This window comes from Geobacillus kaustophilus (assembly GCF_000948285.1).
GTDB lineage: Bacteria > Bacillota > Bacilli > Bacillales > Anoxybacillaceae > Geobacillus > Geobacillus thermoleovorans_A.
On the sequence record NZ_JYBP01000003.1, the window covers coordinates 2,562,457 to 2,581,405 of the forward strand.

Annotated in this window: 13 protein-coding genes, 9 tRNA genes and 3 rRNA genes; 3 read left to right on the plus strand and 22 right to left on the minus strand. The window is 52.8% G+C overall.

Annotation, left to right across the window (positions count from 1 at the left end; genetic code table 11):
• Window position 1: 1 nt before the first annotated feature.
• From LG52_RS13255 to LG52_RS13320, 13 genes are all read right to left on the minus strand, one after another.
• Window positions 2-75: transfer RNA gene (locus LG52_RS13255), tRNA-Arg, on the minus strand.
• A 5-nt stretch (window positions 76-80) separates the two neighbouring features.
• Window positions 81-166 (minus strand) — tRNA-Leu (locus LG52_RS13260).
• Window positions 167-171: 5 nt separating this feature from the next.
• Window positions 172-246 (minus strand) — tRNA-Gly (locus LG52_RS13265).
• Between the two features lie 7 nt (window positions 247-253).
• A tRNA-Lys gene (locus tag LG52_RS13270) sits at window positions 254-326 on the minus strand.
• A gap of 150 nt (window positions 327-476) precedes the next feature.
• Window positions 477-549 (minus strand) — tRNA-Thr (locus LG52_RS13275).
• 168 nt (window positions 550-717) lie between these two features.
• A tRNA-Phe gene (locus tag LG52_RS13280) sits at window positions 718-793 on the minus strand.
• 16 nt (window positions 794-809) lie between these two features.
• A tRNA-Asp gene (locus LG52_RS13285) sits at window positions 810-885 on the minus strand.
• Window positions 886-890: 5 nt separating this feature from the next.
• A tRNA-Met gene (locus LG52_RS13290) sits at window positions 891-967 on the minus strand.
• Window positions 968-1,130: 163 nt separating this feature from the next.
• Window positions 1,131-1,206: transfer RNA gene (locus LG52_RS13295), tRNA-Val, on the minus strand.
• A gap of 8 nt (window positions 1,207-1,214) precedes the next feature.
• A 5S ribosomal RNA gene (gene rrf / locus LG52_RS13300) occupies window positions 1,215-1,331 on the minus strand.
• 107 nt (window positions 1,332-1,438) lie between these two features.
• Window positions 1,439-4,367: ribosomal RNA gene (locus LG52_RS13305) — 23S ribosomal RNA — on the minus strand.
• 622 nt (window positions 4,368-4,989) lie between these two features.
• Window positions 4,990-6,547, minus strand: a 16S ribosomal RNA gene (locus LG52_RS13315).
• The 16S, 23S and 5S rRNA genes sit together here with 9 tRNA genes alongside, the layout of an rRNA operon.
• 462 nt (window positions 6,548-7,009) lie before the next feature.
• Complete coding sequence (locus LG52_RS13320; protein ID WP_044733268.1) at window positions 7,010-7,888, minus strand: nucleotidyltransferase-like protein; 879 nt, start codon at window positions 7,886-7,888, stop codon at window positions 7,010-7,012.
• Window positions 7,889-8,250: 362 nt separating this feature from the next.
• Between LG52_RS13320 and LG52_RS13325 the strand changes: the two genes are divergently transcribed.
• Window positions 8,251-8,604, plus strand: coding sequence for a YgzB family protein (locus LG52_RS13325; protein ID WP_044732289.1), 354 nt, complete (start codon window positions 8,251-8,253; stop codon window positions 8,602-8,604).
• A 25-nt stretch (window positions 8,605-8,629) separates the two neighbouring features.
• Here LG52_RS13325 and perR read toward each other — a convergent pair whose 3' ends face one another.
• From perR to LG52_RS13360, 7 genes are all read right to left on the minus strand, one after another.
• On the minus strand, window positions 8,630-9,088 hold the full coding sequence (gene perR / locus LG52_RS13330) for a peroxide-responsive transcriptional repressor PerR (protein ID WP_025949133.1): 459 nt from the start codon (window positions 9,086-9,088) through the stop codon (window positions 8,630-8,632).
• A 224-nt stretch (window positions 9,089-9,312) separates the two neighbouring features.
• Window positions 9,313-9,789, minus strand: a complete 477-nt coding sequence (gene bcp / locus LG52_RS13335; RefSeq protein WP_044732290.1) for a thioredoxin-dependent thiol peroxidase — start codon at window positions 9,787-9,789, stop codon at window positions 9,313-9,315.
• Window positions 9,790-9,855: 66 nt separating this feature from the next.
• Window positions 9,856-10,260 (minus strand): potassium channel family protein, encoded by a 405-nt coding sequence (locus LG52_RS13340; RefSeq protein WP_044732291.1) that lies wholly within the window; start codon window positions 10,258-10,260, stop codon window positions 9,856-9,858.
• Between the two features lie 172 nt (window positions 10,261-10,432).
• Window positions 10,433-11,383 (minus strand): L-lactate dehydrogenase, encoded by a 951-nt coding sequence (locus LG52_RS13345; protein WP_044732292.1) that lies wholly within the window; start codon window positions 11,381-11,383, stop codon window positions 10,433-10,435.
• Between the two features lie 146 nt (window positions 11,384-11,529).
• Window positions 11,530-12,315, minus strand: a complete 786-nt coding sequence (locus LG52_RS13350; RefSeq protein ID WP_044732293.1) for an ABC transporter permease — start codon at window positions 12,313-12,315, stop codon at window positions 11,530-11,532.
• 3 nt (window positions 12,316-12,318) lie between these two features.
• On the minus strand, window positions 12,319-13,110 hold the full coding sequence (locus LG52_RS13355; protein ID WP_044732294.1) for an ABC transporter permease: 792 nt from the start codon (window positions 13,108-13,110) through the stop codon (window positions 12,319-12,321).
• Entirely contained in the window at window positions 13,103-14,107 is a 1,005-nt protein-coding gene (locus tag LG52_RS13360; RefSeq protein ID WP_044732295.1) for an ABC transporter ATP-binding protein, read from the minus strand. The genes LG52_RS13355 and LG52_RS13360 overlap by 8 nt, the downstream gene beginning before the upstream one ends.
• Window positions 14,108-14,279: 172 nt before the next feature.
• On the opposite strand from LG52_RS13360, the gene LG52_RS13365 reads away from it, so the two are divergent.
• Together LG52_RS13365 and LG52_RS13370 are read left to right on the plus strand one after the other, a co-directional pair.
• A complete protein-coding gene (locus LG52_RS13365; protein ID WP_044732296.1) occupies window positions 14,280-15,566 on the plus strand; it encodes a glutamate-1-semialdehyde 2,1-aminomutase in 1,287 nt (428 codons plus the stop codon).
• A gap of 340 nt (window positions 15,567-15,906) precedes the next feature.
• Entirely contained in the window at window positions 15,907-16,986 is a 1,080-nt protein-coding gene (locus tag LG52_RS13370; protein WP_044732297.1) for an FUSC family protein, read from the plus strand.
• 13 nt (window positions 16,987-16,999) lie between these two features.
• On the opposite strand, the gene nikC is transcribed toward LG52_RS13370, so the two are convergent.
• Together nikC and LG52_RS13380 are read right to left on the minus strand one after the other, a co-directional pair.
• A complete protein-coding gene (nikC, locus tag LG52_RS13375) occupies window positions 17,000-17,899 on the minus strand; it encodes a nickel transporter permease (RefSeq protein ID WP_011229973.1) in 900 nt (299 codons plus the stop codon).
• A gap of 15 nt (window positions 17,900-17,914) precedes the next feature.
• Window positions 17,915-18,919 (minus strand): ABC transporter permease, encoded by a 1,005-nt coding sequence (locus LG52_RS13380; protein ID WP_044732298.1) that lies wholly within the window; start codon window positions 18,917-18,919, stop codon window positions 17,915-17,917.
• Window positions 18,920-18,949: the final 30 nt, after the last annotated feature.

The window sequence follows — 18,949 nt, forward strand, 5'->3', positions numbered from 1 at the left end:
ACGCGCTCGAGAGGATTCGAACCCCTAACCTTCTGATCCGTAGTCAGATGCTCTATCCAATTGAGCTACGAGCGCACAAGTGCCGAGGGCCGGACTCGAACCGGCACGGTAGTTACCTACCCCAGGATTTTAAGTCCTGTGCGTCTGCCAATTCCGCCACCCCGGCGGAAGTGGAGCGGAAGACGGGGCTCGAACCCGCGACCCCCACCTTGGCAAGGTGGTGTTCTACCGCTGAACTACTTCCGCAAGACGATGAGCCATGGAGGACTCGAACCTCCGACCCTCTGATTAAAAGTCAGATGCTCTACCTACTGAGCTAATGGCTCATAGTTTAAGTATACACTCACAACCTACGATGTCCCTTCCTCGACCAGCCCATTCAAGGAAGTCGTATGCGTCGGGACAACTCGAAGCATATTCGACGATGCATCGCTCGTTGCTGAGCTAATGGCTCACGATTTATTTGAAAATAAAGATGCCGGCTGCAGGACTTGAACCCGCAACCTACTGATTACAAGTCAGTTGCTCTACCAATTGAGCTAAGCCGGCATATTTAAAATTTAGCTAGTGGCTCATGTTTTCCGCTTTGTTGTGCCTCTTCCTCTACAAGCTGATTCGAGGATGCTGAGTGCGTCGAGGCAACTCGAAGCGAATTCGAGGATGCCGATGCTCGTCTCTACCAATTGAGCTAAGCCGGCATGGTTTTAACTATCAAAATGGTGGCTCGGGACGGAATCGAACCGCCGACACAAGGATTTTCAGTCCTTTGCTCTACCGACTGAGCTACCGAGCCTTATATTTCAAAATGGTGGCGGTCCCGACGGGACTCGAACCCGCGATCTCCTGCGTGACAGGCAGGCATGTTAACCACTACACTACGGGACCATTTTTGGTTGCGGGGGCAGGATTTGAACCTGCGACCTTCGGGTTATGAGCCCGACGAGCTACCGGACTGCTCCACCCCGCGGCGATAAGAAATGATTCAGTTTTGATCATACTCTGAGTGAATTTTTCGTTGCCCCTTCCTCTACTAGCTGACTCGAGGAAGCGAGATGCGTCGGGGCAACTCGAAGCGGTTTCGATGAAGCGAAGGCTCGTTGCTCCACCCCGAGGCGATAAACTCATTAAAATGGTGGAGGATGACGGGATCGAACCGCCGACCCCTTGCTTGTAAGGCAAGTGCTCTCCCAGCTGAGCTAATCCTCCACAGGGTTGCCTAGCAGCGACCTACTCTTGCAGGGGCGCTGGCCCCAACTACCATCGGCGCTGGAGGGCTTAACTTCCGTGTTCGGGATGGGAACGGGTGTTTCCCCTCCGCCATAGCCACTAGGCAATGATCATCAACTTATGGACAATCCTTATTATATCCATCCTGTTGGATTTGTCAACAGGATGTTCATTCCTTCAAAACTAGACAACCGTCGGAAGAAGCCGCTCATAGGTCAAGCCCTCGATCGATTAGTATCCGTCAGCTCCACGTGTCGCCACGCTTCCACCTCGGACCTATCCACCTCGTCATCTTCGAGGGATCTTACCCGCTTCACGCGGTGGGAAATCTCATCTTGAGGGGGGCTTCACGCTTAGATGCTTTCAGCGCTTATCCCGTCCGCACATAGCTACCCAGCGGTGCCCCTGGCGGGACAACTGGTACACCAGCGGTGCGTCCATCCCGGTCCTCTCGTACTAAGGACAGCTCCTCTCAAATTTCCTCCGCCCGCGACGGATAGGGACCGAACTGTCTCACGACGTTCTGAACCCAGCTCGCGTACCGCTTTAATGGGCGAACAGCCCAACCCTTGGGACCGACTACAGCCCCAGGATGCGATGAGCCGACATCGAGGTGCCAAACCTCCCCGTCGATGTGGACTCTTGGGGGAGATCAGCCTGTTATCCCCGGGGTAGCTTTTATCCGTTGAGCGATGGCCCTTCCATGCGGAACCACCGGATCACTAAGCCCGACTTTCGTCCCTGCTCGACCTGTCCGTCTCGCAGTCAAGCTCCCTTGTGCCTTTGCACTCTCCGAATGATTTCCAACCATTCTGAGGGAACCTTTGGGCGCCTCCGTTACCTTTTGGGAGGCGACCGCCCCAGTCAAACTGCCCGCCTGACACTGTCTCCCACCCCGCTAAGGGGTGCGGGTTAGAATTTCAATACCGCCAGGGTGGTATCCCACCGCCGCCTCCACCGAAGCTGGCGCTCCGGCTTCCCAGGCTCCCACCTATCCTGTACAAGCGATACCAAAATTCCATATCAGGCTGCAGTAAAGCTCCACGGGGTCTTTCCGTCCTGTCGCGGGTAACCTGCATCTTCACAGGTAGTATAATTTCACCGGGTCTCTCGTTGAGACAGCGCCCAAGTCGTTACACCTTTCGTGCGGGTCGGAACTTACCCGACAAGGAATTTCGCTACCTTAGGACCGTTATAGTTACGGCCGCCGTTTACTGGGGCTTCGGTTCGCACCTTCGCTTCCGCTAAGCGCTCCCCTTAACCTTCCAGCACCGGGCAGGTGTCAGCCCCTATACGTCGCCTTTCGGCTTCGCAGAGACCTGTGTTTTTGATAAACAGTCGCTTGGGCCTTTTCACTGCGGCTCTTCCAGGCTCTTCACCCGAAAGAGCACCCCTTCTCCCGAAGTTACGGGGTCATTTTGCCGAGTTCCTTAACGAGAGTTCTCCCGCGCGCCTTAGGATTCTCTCCTCGCCTACCTGTGTCGGTTTGCGGTACGGGCACCTCTTCCCTCGCTAGAGGCTTTTCTTGGCAGTGTGAAATCGGGGACTTCCGGAATGCTCCGTCGCCGTCACCGCTTGGCCTTGCGATCCGCGGATTTGCCTGCGGATCAGCCTCACGGCTTGGACAGGCTCTTCCAGCCGCCTGCTCGCCCTATCCTCCTGCGTCCCCCCATCGCTCAAACGGGAAGAAGGTGGTACAGGAATCTCCACCTGTTGTCCATCACCTACGCCTTTCGGCCTCGGCTTAGGTCCCGACTAACCCTGAGCGGACGAACCTTCCTCAGGAACCCTTAGGCTTTCGGCGCAGAGGATTCTCACCTCTGTTTTCGCTACTCATACCGGCATTCTCACTTCTAAGCGCTCCACCAGTCCTTCCGGTCTGGCTTCTCTGCCCTTAGAACGCTCCCCTACCGATGACCAACGGTCATCCCGCAGCTTCGGCGGCACGTTTAGCCCCGGTACATTTTCGGCGCAGAGCCACTCGACCAGTGAGCTATTACGCACTCTTTCAATGGTGGCTGCTTCTAAGCCAACATCCTGGTTGTCTTGGCAACTCCACATCCTTTTCCACTGAACGTGCACTTCGGGGCCTTAGCTGGCGGTCTGGGCTGTTCCCCTCTCGACCACGGATCTTATCACTCGCAGTCTGACTCCCGGGCATAAGTCGTTGGCATTCGGAGTTTGACTGGGTTCGGTAACCCGGTTGGGGCCCCTAGCCCAATCAGTGCTCTACCTCCAAGACTCTTAAACCCGAGGCTAGCCCTAAAGCTATTTCGGGGAGAACCAGCTATCTCCAAGTTCGATTGGCATTTCACCCCTACCCACACCTCATCCCCGCACTTTTCAACGTGCGTGGGTTCGGGCCTCCAGCCGGTGTTACCCGGCCTTCACCCTGGACATGGGTAGATCACCTGGTTTCGGGTCGACGACGACGTACTTGACGCCCTCTTCAGACTCGCTTTCGCTGCGGCTCCGCCTCTTCGGCTTAACCTCGCACGCCATCGTCACTCGCCGGTTCATTCTACAAAAGGCACGCCATCACCCATCAACGGGCTCTGACTACTTGTAGGCACACGGTTTCAGGTTCTCTTTCACTCCCCTCCCGGGGTGCTTTTCACCTTTCCCTCACGGTACTGGTGCACTATCGGTCACTAGGGAGTATTTAGCCTTGGGAGATGGTCCTCCCTGCTTCCGACGGGATTCCCCGTGTCCCGCCGTACTCAGGATCCGCTCGGGAGGGAACGAAGTTTCGACTACAGGGCTCTCACCTTCTCCGGCCGGCCGTTCCAGACCGGTTCGTCTACCCCGTTCCTTTCTCACTCCCATCGTGAGCGGTCCTACAACCCCAAGAGGACATGCCTCTTGGTTTGGGCTGTTCCCGTTTCGCTCGCCGCTACTCAGGGAATCGCATTTGCTTTCTTCTCCTCCGGGTACTAAGATGTTTCAGTTCCCCGGGTGTGCCCTCCATGCCCTATGGATTCAGGCATGGATACTGCCCCATTACGGACAGTGGGTTCCCCCATTCGGACATCTCCGGATCTACGCTTGCTTACAGCTCCCCGAAGCGTTTCGGCGTTTGCCCCGTCCTTCATCGGCTCCTAGTGCCAAGGCATCCACCGTGCGCCCTTTCCAGCTTAACCTAAAGCGTCTCGGCTTCTTCCTGTCTAGCTTCGGCTCGCCGCCGCTCGGGGTCAAATAACCTTCGCCTTCGGGATTAGAAATCCCTGTAGACGAAGAACATTTGCCCGTCGCGGCGAAACGCTCGCCTCCGCTTTTCCGGTTATCTAGTTTTCAAGGAACGAAGTAGCTCCTTTGAATTCGCTTCTTCGCTGGTTTGCGTCGAGGAATTCGGCTTCTCCGAATCCACTTGTAGACGCAGACGCAAACGAGACTGCTTCTTGAATTTGCTTCTCTGCAGTCTTGTGCCGAGGAACCCCACTTCTTTGAACCTGCTCGCAGACGCAGGCACAGGCGCAAAGCAACTACGTTGAAACAGCTTCTTTGCAGTCTTGCGTCGAGGAATTCGGCTTCTCCGAATCCGCTTGTAGACGCAGACGCCAAACATTTGAGAGAACATGACTCGTTCCCTCAAAACTGAACGAAACGAAAGCGCGTTGTGCGTTGAATAACGACCCGTGTCTAGCTCCAGCGCCTGGCTCTCTTCTGCCAAATAACCTTCCCCCTCGGGGTGCAAGCACCCCTCTCGGCGAAGAACATTTGGCTTCGAGAGCCGATCGCGGCGCTTCCGCTTTTCGTCCTTAGAAAGGAGGTGATCCAGCCGCACCTTCCGGTACGGCTACCTTGTTACGACTTCACCCCAATCACTTGCCCCACCTTCGGCGGCTGGCTCCCGAAACGGGTTGCCTCACCGACTTCGGGTGTTGCAAGCTCTCGTGGTGTGACGGGCGGTGTGTACAAGGCCCGGGAACGTATTCACCGCGGCATGCTGATCCGCGATTACTAGCGATTCCGGCTTCATGCAGGCGAGTTGCAGCCTGCAATCCGAACTGAGAGCGGCTTTTTGGGATTCGCTCCCCCTCGCGGGTTCGCAGCCCTTTGTACCGCCCATTGTAGCACGTGTGTAGCCCAGGTCATAAGGGGCATGATGATTTGACGTCATCCCCACCTTCCTCCGACTTGTCGCCGGCAGTCCCTCTAGAGTGCCCAACCGAATGCTGGCAACTAGAGGCGAGGGTTGCGCTCGTTGCGGGACTTAACCCAACATCTCACGACACGAGCTGACGACAACCATGCACCACCTGTCACCCTGTCCCCCCGAAGGGGGAACGCCCAATCTCTTGGGTTGTCAGGGGATGTCAAGACCTGGTAAGGTTCTTCGCGTTGCTTCGAATTAAACCACATGCTCCACCGCTTGTGCGGGCCCCCGTCAATTCCTTTGAGTTTCAGCCTTGCGGCCGTACTCCCCAGGCGGAGTGCTTATCGCGTTAGCTGCAGCACTAAAGGGTGTGACCCCTCTAACACTTAGCACTCATCGTTTACGGCGTGGACTACCAGGGTATCTAATCCTGTTTGCTCCCCACGCTTTCGCGCCTCAGCGTCAGTTGCAGGCCAGAGAGCCGCCTTCGCCACTGGTGTTCCTCCACATCTCTACGCATTTCACCGCTACACGTGGAATTCCGCTCCCCTCTCCTGCACTCAAGTCCCCCAGTTTCCAATGACCCTCCACGGTTGAGCCGTGGGCTTTCACATCAGACTTAAGGGACCGCCTGCGCGCGCTTTACGCCCAATAATTCCGGACAACGCTCGCCCCCTACGTATTACCGCGGCTGCTGGCACGTAGTTAGCCGGGGCTTCCTCGTGAGGTACCGTCACCGCGCCGCCCTCTTCGAACGGCGCTCCTTCGTCCCTCACAACAGAGCTTTACGACCCGAAGGCCTTCTTCGCTCACGCGGCGTCGCTCCGTCAGGCTTTCGCCCATTGCGGAAGATTCCCTACTGCTGCCTCCCGTAGGAGTCTGGGCCGTGTCTCAGTCCCAGTGTGGCCGGTCACCCTCTCAGGCCGGCTACGCATCGTCGCCTTGGTGAGCCGTTACCTCACCAACTAGCTAATGCGCCGCGGGCCCATCCGCAAGTGGCAGCTTGCGCCGCCTTTCAACCCAAGACCATGCGGTCTTCGGTGTTATCCGGTATTAGCTCCGGTTTCCCGGAGTTATCCCGGTCTTGCGGGCAGGTTGCCCACGTGTTACTCACCCGTCCGCCGCTGACCTAACCAGAGCAAGCTCCGATCCGGTCCGCTCGACTTGCATGTATTAGGCACGCCGCCAGCGTTCGTCCTGAGCCAGGATCAAACTCTCCAAAGAAAGTTGATTGCTTCCTGCATGATCGAGCTTCGGCTCGCCGCCGCTCGGGGTCAAATAACCTTCGCCTTCGCGATTACAAACCCCTGCAGGCGAAGAACATTTGCCCTCCGCGGCGAAACGATCGCCTCCGCTTTTTTATTGCGCTTCGTTTCGTTCAGTTTTCAAGGAGCGAACTCAATTCCCTACCCTCTTAAAGCGACCCTTATATCATAGCATGTTTATTATTTATTGTCAATAGTCTTTTTATTCATCCTGTTTCGCAATGTTTTTTCGTTGCGACAGCGATTTAAAATATATCACCCTTCGATAAGGAAGTCAATAGCTTTTTTATTTTTTCGACCGGACTGCCACACTTCCTTCAGCGATCCGAGAAAGTGGCAGTCTCTGTCACGATGGGTTCTCAACAACCTTCATCTTCCCGCCGTCTCTTTGCCTCCTTTGGAGGTCGGCGGGAAGGAACTGTCAAAATGTTTCTCTCTGCAATGCGTAATACCGTTCAAACATTGTATTTCCTTTTGTCGGCATTTCTATGACCGCCAACACTTTCCTTTCGACAAGATACTCAAGCATGATGACAAGATCAACCGAGTAAGGCGCAAACCGCGGATGACCGATCATTTCCTCAACGCTCCAAGCCCCATTTTTTTCTTTCAACGCTTCACATAAATGGGAGGAACCTGATTCTACATAAGAGTGAATCAAAAATTCACTCGCGAGAAGCAAAAGCTCAAGCCGTTTCGGAAGAGGTTCTTCACTTCCGATGAGTTCTTCATACAGTTTATAAATCCTTCCATCCATTCGCTTGACTTGATTCCATACGGTCACTTCCGGGTAAAGTCCGTGCTCGATCACGGTCAATCGCGCCAAATGATGAAGGGCTTGCACCATATGGTTGTATGAGTCAAGCCAATGCTGGGCGGCAAACAGCGCTTTGCCATCCGTATAACGGCGAATCAGTTTGGCAAACTCGATCCCCATTTTCAACCGCCGTTCCTCGGGCGGAAATTGCTCAAGACGCTGGCGCAACTGCTGAACATAGCCGTCGCGGTCAAACACAACCTTTCCATTGAACACCCAGTCGACCGCCTTTCGATGCGACCCAAGCACAAGCCATTCATTTAACTTCCGTTCACTGACCGCATAAAGCACCGCCTTTTCCTCGTTTAATGCATACTGTCTGAGAAACATCGACTCGCCTTGCGGATCGACAATGACGAGCAGCACAACATCAAACGTATCCGTCGCCGCTGCATGGCAAGTCGTTTTTTCAATCATTAAAATTCCGTGCGTACTGCAACGGCTTGCCCATTCTTGACAGATCAGATGCAGCCATTCCTTCATAATCCCTTGTCCCCGTTGCAGAAAACCGGCTGACATATCAGTTGCGCAACTCCTTTCGTATGGCCCTCTACAAACGGACGGAACCTTCTTCGTCGAATCGGTGATTTTTTCTGCAACGGTTTTTCCTCCCTTCCACCCTCATCGATGATCGAATTGCATTTTACACACGTATTGCTGTCAGAACGCTCATTTTGTTTTGGAAGCCGCGATTCTTGCGGCGATGAGGCCTTTCGTTTGTCACTGTCGTTCGTTATTCGGCAAAAGACGACGAATTCCTTTCTTTGCAACATTGATTTTGTTGATTTCTTCTTCGCGACGGGACCCAGTTTTATGGTATAGTGGTCTATGTAGGAGGGACTGTGATGAGCATCAAATATTCGAGCAAAATCAACAAAATTCGTACGTTCGCTTTGAGTTTGATTTTTATCGGCGTCATTGTCATGTATCTCGGGCTGTTTTTCCGCACGTCCCCGATCATCATGACGTTGTTTATGTTGTTTGGGATGTTGTTTCTTGTCGCCAGTGGCATTGTATATTTTTGGATCGGCACACTCTCGACGAGAGCCGTCCAAGTTGTTTGCCCGTCGTGCGGTAAAGTGACAAAAATGCTCGGACGCGTCGATTTATGCATGTTTTGCCGCGAACCGTTGACGCTAGACCGCGAGCTTGAGGGAAAAGAGTTTGACGAAAAGTACAACAAAAAAAGAAAAAGCTGATAGCCGCCTTGTGCTATCAGCTTTTTTAATGCGAATGCGCCGGCGCCCCGCTTTTTTGACAGTCAGGGCATATTCCGTACACTTCCATGCGATGATGGTCGACCTTAAAGCCGGTGACGTGAGCGGCAAGCTGCTCGACTTCATCAAGCGCTGGATAGTGGAAGTCGACAATTTTGCCGCACTCTTCACAGATGACATGATAATGATTGGAAGTGACGAAGTCAAACCGGCTTGACGAATCGCCGTACGTCAGCTCTTTGACAAGCCCGATTTCCTTAAAGACGCGCAAGTTATTGTAGACGGTAGCTACACTCATGTTTGGGAATTTCCCTTCCAGCGCTTTGTATATTTCATCAGCCGTCGGATGGGACATCGAGCTGATCAAATACTCCAATATCGCATGACGCTGCGGCGTGATGCGTATGCCAGTCTTTTTCAGCATGTCAAGCGCTTCCTTCAGTTGCTCGTTGTCAGACACCGTCATGCACCTCACTCTCTGTTCAAAGGTGAAAAAAATTATCACTTTATAATATTTATAATTAGTCTACAAAGAATACATGCCATTTGTCAATATAGATGCCATTAATATATGGGCTCAGACATCATTTTAACAAAAAAAGGAGGCGGAAATTGTTTCCGCCTCTTATGTCATTCATTTGAGGAGGTTACTATGTATCATACGCAAAACGATGCACATTGTTTGGACGCTTACCTAGATGACGCTAGTCGGGCGACTTCGGCAAGCACCTCATCGACATGCCCCTTCACTTTCACCCCGCGCCATTCTTGGACCAACGTTCCGTCGGGGGCGATAATGAACGTCGAACGTTCAATACCCATATACTCTTTGCCAAAATTTTTCTTTTTCTTCCATACCCTATACATCTCTGCCACTTCATGTTGCTCATCGGAAAGAAGCAAAAACGGCAACTCATACTTTTCGATAAACGCCTTATGCCGCTTCATCGGGTCGGTGCTCACTCCTAAAATGACGGCGTTCAACTCAGCGAACTGCGCATGGCGACCGCGAAAGTCGCACGCTTCGGCTGTGCATCCCGGGGTCATGTCTTTTGGATAAAAGTAAAGCACCACATACCGGCCGCGAAAATCAGACAGCGAAACCATTTTCCCATTGCTTGCCGGCAAGGTGAAATCTAGAGCTGGCTGGCCAATGGCAATCGTCATGTCGTTCCCCCCGTCTTCTTCGTTTTCTTTTAGCGTAGCGAAGACGGAGGGAAATTGCAACTCATATCAGCGATGATCCCAGTCAAACACGGTGCGCGTCACGATGACAGCGGGCATAATGTAGCCGAGCAGCGCCTCAGCGATGGCAATCCATCGCCCGACGCCGATCGGCGTCACATCGCCGTATCCGACCGACAAAAGCGTCATGCCGCTTAAATACAAGCTGTCTTCAAGCAGCGACAAACGATCTTTCGATGCGCTATTTGGGGATGGGGTAAACACGGCATGGCCGTTCGCTTGCAAAATCATATAAATCATGGCAAAACCGAGCAACATCGTTAAATACCATTGGACGAGAACCCATAAGCTATCGAGTGACAGGCGATGCGTCGCTTGCACGCGCACTGTCCAAAGCGAGGTGATGCTGCCGAGCAGTACGGCGGCAACAACGCCAAGGAAGGCGTAATCCATCACGTTCCCCCCATTTTTGTCCGTCGTTCATATATACGCGGACAACCGGGTGATTATACCGCATGACCCTCCGCCCCCTGCTTGAATCGGCAGCACTCCTGTATTCCACCGGATCGCCCGACCTGTTTGGCAAGCCAGCGTCCCGTCGGACGAAGCCAATCGTTGCGCTTTACTAAGCAAAATAGCGCGCCAATACACCTTTTAACGTCGCAGCGCTGCGGCGGAACCATTTTTTCTCCTCCTCGTCAAGTTCAATTTCAATCACTTCGCGGATGCCGTTTCGGTTGATCACAGCAGGCACACCGATGTAGACATCGCGCTCGCCGTATGGGCCGTCCAAGTAAGCGGAAACAGTCAAAATCGCATTTTCATTATGCAAAATGGCGCGCGTCACGCGGGCAAGCCCCATCGCAATCCCGTAGTACGTCGCTCCTTTTTTCTCAATAATTTGGTAGGCGGCATCGCGCACGTTGACGAAAATGCGTTCGAGCTCTTTTCGCGCTTCTTCCCCTTTGGACTCAACCAGCTTGCGGATCGGCACGCCGCCGATATCAGCCTGGCTCCAGACCGGTAGCTCAGTGTCGCCGTGTTCGCCGATAATATAGGCGTGCACGTTCGTCGGGGCGACAGCGAAATAGTCGCCCAACAAAAAGCGAAACCGCGCCGTGTCCAAAATCGTTCCGGAACCGATCACCCGCTCGTGCGGCAGGCCGCTGAACTTCCACGTCGCATACGTTAAAATGTCAACCGGGTTGGTGGCGACAAGAAACAGTCCTTGAAATCCGGATGCCATGACCGACTCAACGATCGAGCGGAAAATGGTGATGTTTTTATCGACAAGATCAAGCCGCGTCTCGCCCGGTTTTTGGTTGGCACCGGCGCAAATGACGACCAAATCGGCGTCGCGGCAGTCACGGTAATCGCCATGCCAAATGTCAGCCGGCTTCGGCGCAAATACTTTCCCGTGGTTTAAGTCCATCGCATCGCCCGCTGCCTTGTTTTCATTCGCATCGATGAGCACGATTTCATCGGCAATCCCTTGATTCATTAAAGCAAACGCATAGCTGGCGCCGACAAACCCGGTGCCGACGACCGCCACCCGATTTCCTCTCCCGTTTTTCATCGAGATCCACCCTTTCTTCCTTTTTTGTGAATATATTCACAATATATTTTACGAAATGAAAGGGGAACTATACAAAAAAGATTGTGTCTATTGCTTGACCATTGTTTGTCATTTTGATGGCAAATGAACAAAAACGGGCCGGGCGCCTAGCTCCCCGTCCCGCGGTATCGCCTCACCCCAGCGTTCCAAAGCATGACCGAGACGGTGAAACAGACAGCGCCGACTGCTGGGGTGAAAAAAGCATAGCTGTACCATTCCTCTTTATCAAGAAAATAGGCAGCTGGGTAAACGCCGACAAAGGCAAACGGCAGCACCCACGTTAAAATATAGCGGATGATGCGATGGTAAATATCGACCGGGTAGCGTCCATAGCTGCTGATGTTGTACATCATCGGCATGATGGAGGTGCGGGCGTCGGCAAAAAAGCTGATCGTTGCCAGTGAAATGAAAATCCCCGCATAAATGAGCGCCCCACCAATGACAAACAACAAAAAGATAAACGCATCATACCAGTGAAACGTCAGCGACAAACGGGCGCCGGCATATGCCATGACGATCAACCCAGGGATGGCGCCAAGCAGCGATTCGAGCTCCATCCGCTCCAAAATAATTTGAAACAGGCTGTTTAGCGGGCGCGTCAACACGCGATCCATTTCGCCCTGCACAATATATCGTTCATTAAAATCCCAAAGGTTAAAAAAGGCGCCAAATACGGCATACGGGACAAGAAAAAAGCCGTAAATAAACAAAATTTCATCGCGCGACCAGCCGTGAAGCAGCGTCGTATGGCCGAACACAACAAGTAAAAACACCAAATTGACTGCCTGGGCCATAAAGTCAGACAGCCACTCCACGAACAAATCGGCTCGATATTGCAGCTTTGTCTTCATATATTGCGCCATGTATTGAAAAAAAACCGATACGTAAAACAACGTTTACCCCCCTTGCACAACGAGACGCTTTTTCGCCGCTCTCCATAACCATCCAATCGGGAAAAGCAATACGATGCACCACGTTGCCTGCAGAAGCAGGCCATCACGGACAGCAGCACCTTTAAAACTTTCTGTCATGATCATGCTTGGGATGTAGCTGATGGCTTGAAACGGGAAATACATCATCGTCCGCTGCGCCCAATCGGGATAAAAGGAAAGCGGCAAAATGAGTCCGGAAAACAAGTCGATGATAAACCGCTTCGCCCGCAGCAGCCCTTCATTTCGGAACGTAAAAAACGTCACGACCCCGGCAAGCAAGTTCAGCTCCGAAAAAATGATAAAGCTGAATAGAAGCGACAAGCCGAAAGACAGCCACGTTTTGGCGTGTCCCGGAAACTGAAGCGGCAAAAAAAGCGATACGAAAAAAAGCCCAGGCAGCGATAAAAAGAAAAGACGAAACAACCCTTCGCCAAGCCCTTGCACCGCTTTCATCCCTAAATAGCTGTACGGGCGGATCAGTTCGACCGCCACTTTTCCATCGCGGATTTCCATGGCGATTTCGCGGTCAAGATTGTTAAAATAAAACGCCCGCGCCAGCCACGAAATGGCGACATACGTCGTCATTTGCCCAAGCGACATCCCTTGCATCGATGATTTGCCGCCATAAATGGCTGACCAAAGAAAGTAATACGCTGCGATGTTAATGGCATAAATAAGAATGCCTGTATAATAGTTCGTTCGGTACGCCAGCATCATTAAAAAGCGGATGCGGACCATTTCCATGTACTTATCCACGGACAGCACCTTCTTCATAAATGTTGCGGACGATTTCTTCCGTCGGCACTTCATGAATGTGAATGTCTTGCAGCGCACAACGGGCAGCCACGCGGCTGACCACTTCCGGCACGCCTCCCGTCGGAACGTGCGCGACCCAAACGTTTGGCTGCTCACCTTTCTTCCAAACAACATCCAATCCTTCGGTCAACTGCTGCAAAAAAGCGGCGGATACCGCTTCTGCAAATGTAAAGGCGACCCGTTTCCCTTGGCCCCATCTTTCTTTCAGGCGCTCAAGCGATCCGTCGTAAATGATTTTCCCTTCATCGAGCATAATGACCCGCTCGCAAAGCGCTTCAATGTCTGACATGTCGTGCGTCGTCAGCAGAATCGTCGTGCCATACCGTTCATTCAACTGCTTTAAAAACTGGCGGATGTTGAGTTTGACAAGCACATCGAGGCCGATCGTCGGTTCATCCAAAAACAACAGCGGCGGGTTGTGAATGAGCGCGGCGGCGAGCTCGCAGCGCATCCGTTGGCCAAGCGACAGCTTGCGCACCGGCTTATCAAGCAACGGCCCGATCTCAAGCATCTCGATCACCTCGCCCATATGGCGGCGGTACTGTTCATCCGAGACGCGATACACTTTTTTCAGCAAGCGAAACGATTCTTGAACAGCAATATCCCACCACAATTGCGAACGCTGGCCGAACACAACGCCGATCGTGCGCACGAATTTTTCCCGCTCTTTATGGGGATTCATCCCGTTGACGACAATGCGCCCAGACGTTGGCGTTAAAATGCCGGTCAACATTTTGATCGTCGTCGATTTGCCGGCGCCGTTTTCGCCGATATAGCCGACGATTTCCCCTTGCTTGACGGTAAACGAAATGTCATCAACCGCTCGAACAAGCGTATAACGGCGCGTCCATAAATCGCGAAACGCTCCGACAAGGCCGGAGCGGCTTATGTGCACTTTAAATTCTTTGCGCAAATGTTCTACTTCAATCGCGTTCATCGTTCTCCTCCTGACCTCTCGTTGGCGTCAAACGAAAAAGGCGGCATGCGCCCTCCTCCTATGTTGCATTATACATAAATCCTTGCCATTTTCACCTTTTTTGTTTTTCCAGATCGGCTTGTGCGCTATGGTAAAATAAAGAGGCAGTCATCGGAAACAGGAGGATGGAACGATGCAATGGACCAAATCAGAACAATTATACGAAGAAGCGCTCCAGCACATCGTCGGTGGAGTGAACAGCCCGTCCCGCTCATACAAAGCGGTCGGCGGCGGCGCTCCAGTCGTAATGGTGCGAGCGCAAGGGGCGTATTTTTGGGATGTGGACGGAAACAAGTACATCGACTATTTGGCCGCTTACGGACCGATCATCGCCGGGCACGCTCATCCACACATCACGGAAGCCATTCGGCGGGCGGCCGAGACCGGTGTGTTGTACGGCACGCCGACGCCGCATGAGATTACATTCGCCAAAATGTTAAAAGAGGCGATCCCGTCGCTCGAGAAAGTGCGGTTTGTCAACTCGGGAACAGAGGCGGTGATGACGACGATCCGCGTCGCCCGCGCCTACACCGGACGAAGCAAAATCGTCAAATTCGAAGGCTGCTACCATGGCCATTCGGACCTTGTGCTCGTCGCCGCCGGTTCGGGGCCATCGACGTTAGGGACGCCGGACTCAGCCGGCGTGCCGCAAAGCATCGCCCAAGAAGTCATTACCGTGCCATACAATGATGTCGAATCGTTCCGCGAAGCGATGAACGTTTGGGGCGAGCAAGTCGCAGCTGTCCTCGTCGAGCCGATCGTCGGCAACTTCGGCATCGTCCCGCCTAAGCCGGGCTTTTTAGAAGCGATCAATGAGATTGCCCACATGGAAGGGGCGCTCGTCATTTACGACGAAGTGATCACTGCCTTCCGCTTTATGTACGGCGGGGCGCAAAACTTGCTCGGTGTGGAGCCCGACTTGACGGCGATGGGGAAAATCATCGGCGGGGGCTTGCCGATCGGGGCGTACGGCGGACGTCAAGACATTATGGAACAAGTCGCTCCGCTCGGACCAGCGTACCAGGCCGGGACGATGGCCGGCAACCCGGCGTCGATGCTCGCTGGCATCGCCTGCCTTGAAGTGTTGAAACAAGAGGGCGTCTATGAGCATCTCGACCGATTGGGAGCGATGCTGGAAGAAGGCATCGTTGCCCACGCCCGCCAATGCGGCCTTCCGGTGACCGTCAACCGCTTAAAAGGCGCGCTCACCGTCTTCTTCACTGACGAAAAAGTGGAAAACTACAAGCAAGCCCAGCGCAGCGACGGCGAGTTGTTTGCGAAATTTTTCAAGCTCATGCTCAAACAAGGGATCAATCTCGCGCCGTCGAAATACGAAGCATGGTTTATCACCCTCGCCCATACAGAAGACGACATCGCCTACACGATCGACGCGGTCGGCAAGGCGTTCCGGCAGCTTTGAACACCATAAATTTCCTTCGTGTTTATTGCAAAATAAAAATGCAGAGATCTGCAGAGAATTTGGCTTAGGCCAACTTGACATGGAGTGGGGGCGTGATAGCCTTTTTAGGCATAGCCAGCCCTTGATTGCTGGCTTTTTAATCACGTCCCCAGAGGCTCCATGTCAAGTTGTCATTCTCTGCACTTTTCCTTGCAAAACTCTGTATTTTTTCTTTGCAAAAAACAGCCCAACGCCCCGCCTTCATCGGCGGGGCGTTATATTTTTCTCTTGCGCACATAGGATGAAACTGTGTATAGTACTGAATGGTTCACCAAAACAAAAAGGAGAGTTTTGATCATAGATGAAACTCGGTGCCCGCATTTTTAAAACGGGGATCGCGGTAGCGCTCGCCTTGTTTTTAGCGGCGCTCTTTCAGTTTCCATCGCCGGCGTTCGCCGGCATTTCCGCTGTGTTCGCCATGCAGCCGACCATTTACCGCTCCTATTTATCGCTGATCGAGCAAGTGCAAGCGAATGTGATCGGCGCCTTGTTCGCGATCGCGGCGGTTTTCGTCCTTGGGCGCGATCCGTTGGTCGTCGGTTTGACACTGATGATCGTCATCGCCATTTGTCTGAAAATGCGCCTTGAATCATCGACGATTTCCGTAGCGCTTGTCACAGTCATTGCCATTATGGAATATACAGACCGCCAGTTCATCGAATTTGCGGCCATTCGCTTTTTCACGATGATGCTTGGCATTTTCGCTGCCTTTGTCGTCAACTTGATTTTCTTGCCGCCCAAGTACGAAAAAAAGTTATATGAAAAAATCAGCGAAGAAACAGAGGCCATTTTAAAATGGATCCGCCTCCATAAACAGCAGGCAACGGATCATCATCATTTAAAAGAAGAAATTGAAACGCGGCACGAAAAAATGACGAAACTTGAGCATCTATATTTTATGTACAAAGAAGAGCGCACCTATTTTCGGCGCCAGCGTTTCCAAAAATCGCGCAAGCTCGTGTTGTACCGGCAAATGATTGCCGCAGCCGATCGAGCTTTATCGGTCTTAAAATGGCTGCACCGGCTCGAAAACGAGTTCAGCCGCTTGCCCGCCGAGCTTCGTCAAGCCGTCTGCCTGCACCTTGGCTGCTTGCTTGACTACCATGAGCAGCTGTTGCTGAAATTTATCCATAAGGCAAAGCCGCTCCCTCACAGCAGACGGGCCGAGGAAATTCATCAGCATCGCGGGCGTCTCGCTTCCGCCTTTTACGCGGACGGCCAGCCGCCGGGCGATTATCGGTTGTTTTCGTTAATCGGAGCGATCATGGATTATGGGGATCGCCTCGAACATTTAGACAAGCTTATCGATAGTTTCCACCATTACCATTACGATGACACGCTGGAAAAAGAGCTGGAAAAGTCAGCAGACGGCCGCTTGTAGCGGACCGCCTGCTTCAATTTTTCATCCGCGGGTCAAGCGCATCGCGCAGCCCGTCGCCCATTAAGTTAAACCCTAGTACGGTCAACATAATGGCCAACCCAGGAAAAATCATCGTCCACGGTGCCTGGGTCAAGAAATCTTTAGCGTCCGACAGCATTTTCCCCCACTCCGGATTGGGCGGCTGCGCCCCCAAGCCTAAGAAGCCAAGGGCGGCCGCTTCGATAATGGCCGTGGCGATCGCCAGTGTCCCTTGAACGATGATCGGCGCGAGGCTGTTGGGCAAAATATGATGGATTAAAATGCGCCAGTCGCTCATGCCGATCGCTTTCGCTGCCATAATGTATTCTTCTTGCTTAATGCTTAGCACGCGAGAACGGATGAGCCGCCCAAAGTTCGGTACATTAATTACAGCGATGGCGATGAGGGCATTTTGCAAAGACGGCCCAAGCACCGCGACGATGCCGATCGCCAATAAAATGCTCGGAAACGCCAGCATAATGTCAAACAAACGCGAAATCACCCCATCAATCCAGCGCCCATAGTAGCCGGCGATAATGCCAAGCAGCGAACCGACCATGACCGAGCCGAGCACGGAAAAAAATCCGACCCACAGGGAAATGCGGGCTCCATATATCACGCGAGAAAAAATGTCGCGGCCAAAATCATCGGTGCCGAACCAATGCTCGCTAGAAGGCGGCTGCAACCGCTCGGCTAACTGTTGGTCTTTATAATCATACGGCGCCAGCCACGGCGCCAAGATGGCGACAAGGATAAAAAACAAAACGATCCCAGCACCGACCAAGGCGATTTTATTTTTTCGAAACCGCCGCCATGCTTCTTTCCATAAAGAAACCGATTCCGTCTCCCTAATCGCCGCTGGCGGTGTTGCCGGCGTGCGCGCTAGTTCAGCCATAGGCGCCCTCCCCCCTTAATTGTACTTAATGCGCGGATCAATGATCGCATAAAGTAAATCAACGATCAAATTAATAAAAATAAAAATGGTGGCAATGATCAAAATGCCCGATTGGATCACCGGATAATCCCGATACCCGATTGCATCATAAATATAGCGTCCGATGCCGGGCCAGCTGAAAATCGTTTCCGTCAAAATCGCACCGCCAAGCAGCAGTCCTGTTTGCAGTCCAATGACCGTCAACACGGGAATAATGGCGTTTTTCAACGAATGCTTGTACACGACCCAAAACATGCTTAACCCTTTCGCGCGAGCAGTGCGAATGTAGTCGGATTTCATCACTTCCAACATGCTCGAACGCGTCATGCGAGCAATAATCGCCATCGGGATCGTCGCCAGCGCCATGCTCGGCAAGACAAGATGTTGCACAACTTGCCAAAACTGATCGGTATTCCCGGACAGAAGTGTATCGATCAGATAAAGATGAGTGATCGGTTCAATCGGGTTGCGCACATCTTCCCGCCCTGATGTCGGAAGCCAATCAAGTTCAATCGAAAACAGCCACTGCTCCATTAAGCCAAGCCAAAAGATCGGCATCGATACTCCAATGAGCGCCAGCACCATCGCAATATAGTCAAACCATGAATTTTGAAACCACGCGCTGATAATGCCGGCGTTCACGCCAATGACCACGGCGATCAGCATCGCCACCAGCGACAGCTCGATCGTGGCCGCCAAATATGGCCAAATTTCTTCAGCGATGGGGGCGCCGGTGCGGATCGACTCCCCTAAATCGCCGTGCAGCAAACCGCCGATATATTTCATATACTGCACATACCACGGCTGATCCAACCCAAGCTTATGAGTCAAAGCCGCTACAGCTTCTTTCGTCGCTTTTTGGCCTAAAATGACCTGCGCCGGATTGCCCGGAATGGCTCGGATCATAAAAAAGACGACAAGCGACATGCCAAACAACACCGGGATCACCATCAACACCCTTCTCACAGCATACGACAGCACCTGACTCTCCCTCCCTTAACATGCGGCAAA

Coding starts and splice junctions, on each gene's coding strand:
- bcp (WP_044732290.1), bottom strand. CDS start 9,789: ATGACGATTGCCATTGGCCAGCCAGCTCTAGATTTCACCTTGCCGGCA.
- perR (WP_025949133.1), bottom strand. CDS start 9,088: ATGACGGTGTCTGACAACGAGCAACTGAAGGAAGCGCTTGACATGCTG.
- LG52_RS13320 (WP_044733268.1), bottom strand. CDS start 7,888: ATGAAGGAATGGCTGCATCTGATCTGTCAAGAATGGGCAAGCCGTTGC.
- LG52_RS13340 (WP_044732291.1), bottom strand. CDS start 10,260: ATGGATTACGCCTTCCTTGGCGTTGTTGCCGCCGTACTGCTCGGCAGC.
- nikC (WP_011229973.1), bottom strand. CDS start 17,899: ATGGCTGAACTAGCGCGCACGCCGGCAACACCGCCAGCGGCGATTAGG.
- LG52_RS13360 (WP_044732295.1), bottom strand. CDS start 14,107: ATGAACGCGATTGAAGTAGAACATTTGCGCAAAGAATTTAAAGTGCAC.
- LG52_RS13370 (WP_044732297.1), top strand. CDS start 15,907: ATGAAACTCGGTGCCCGCATTTTTAAAACGGGGATCGCGGTAGCGCTC.
- LG52_RS13345 (WP_044732292.1), bottom strand. CDS start 11,383: ATGAAAAACGGGAGAGGAAATCGGGTGGCGGTCGTCGGCACCGGGTTT.
- LG52_RS13365 (WP_044732296.1), top strand. CDS start 14,280: ATGCAATGGACCAAATCAGAACAATTATACGAAGAAGCGCTCCAGCAC.
- LG52_RS13325 (WP_044732289.1), top strand. CDS start 8,251: ATGAGCATCAAATATTCGAGCAAAATCAACAAAATTCGTACGTTCGCT.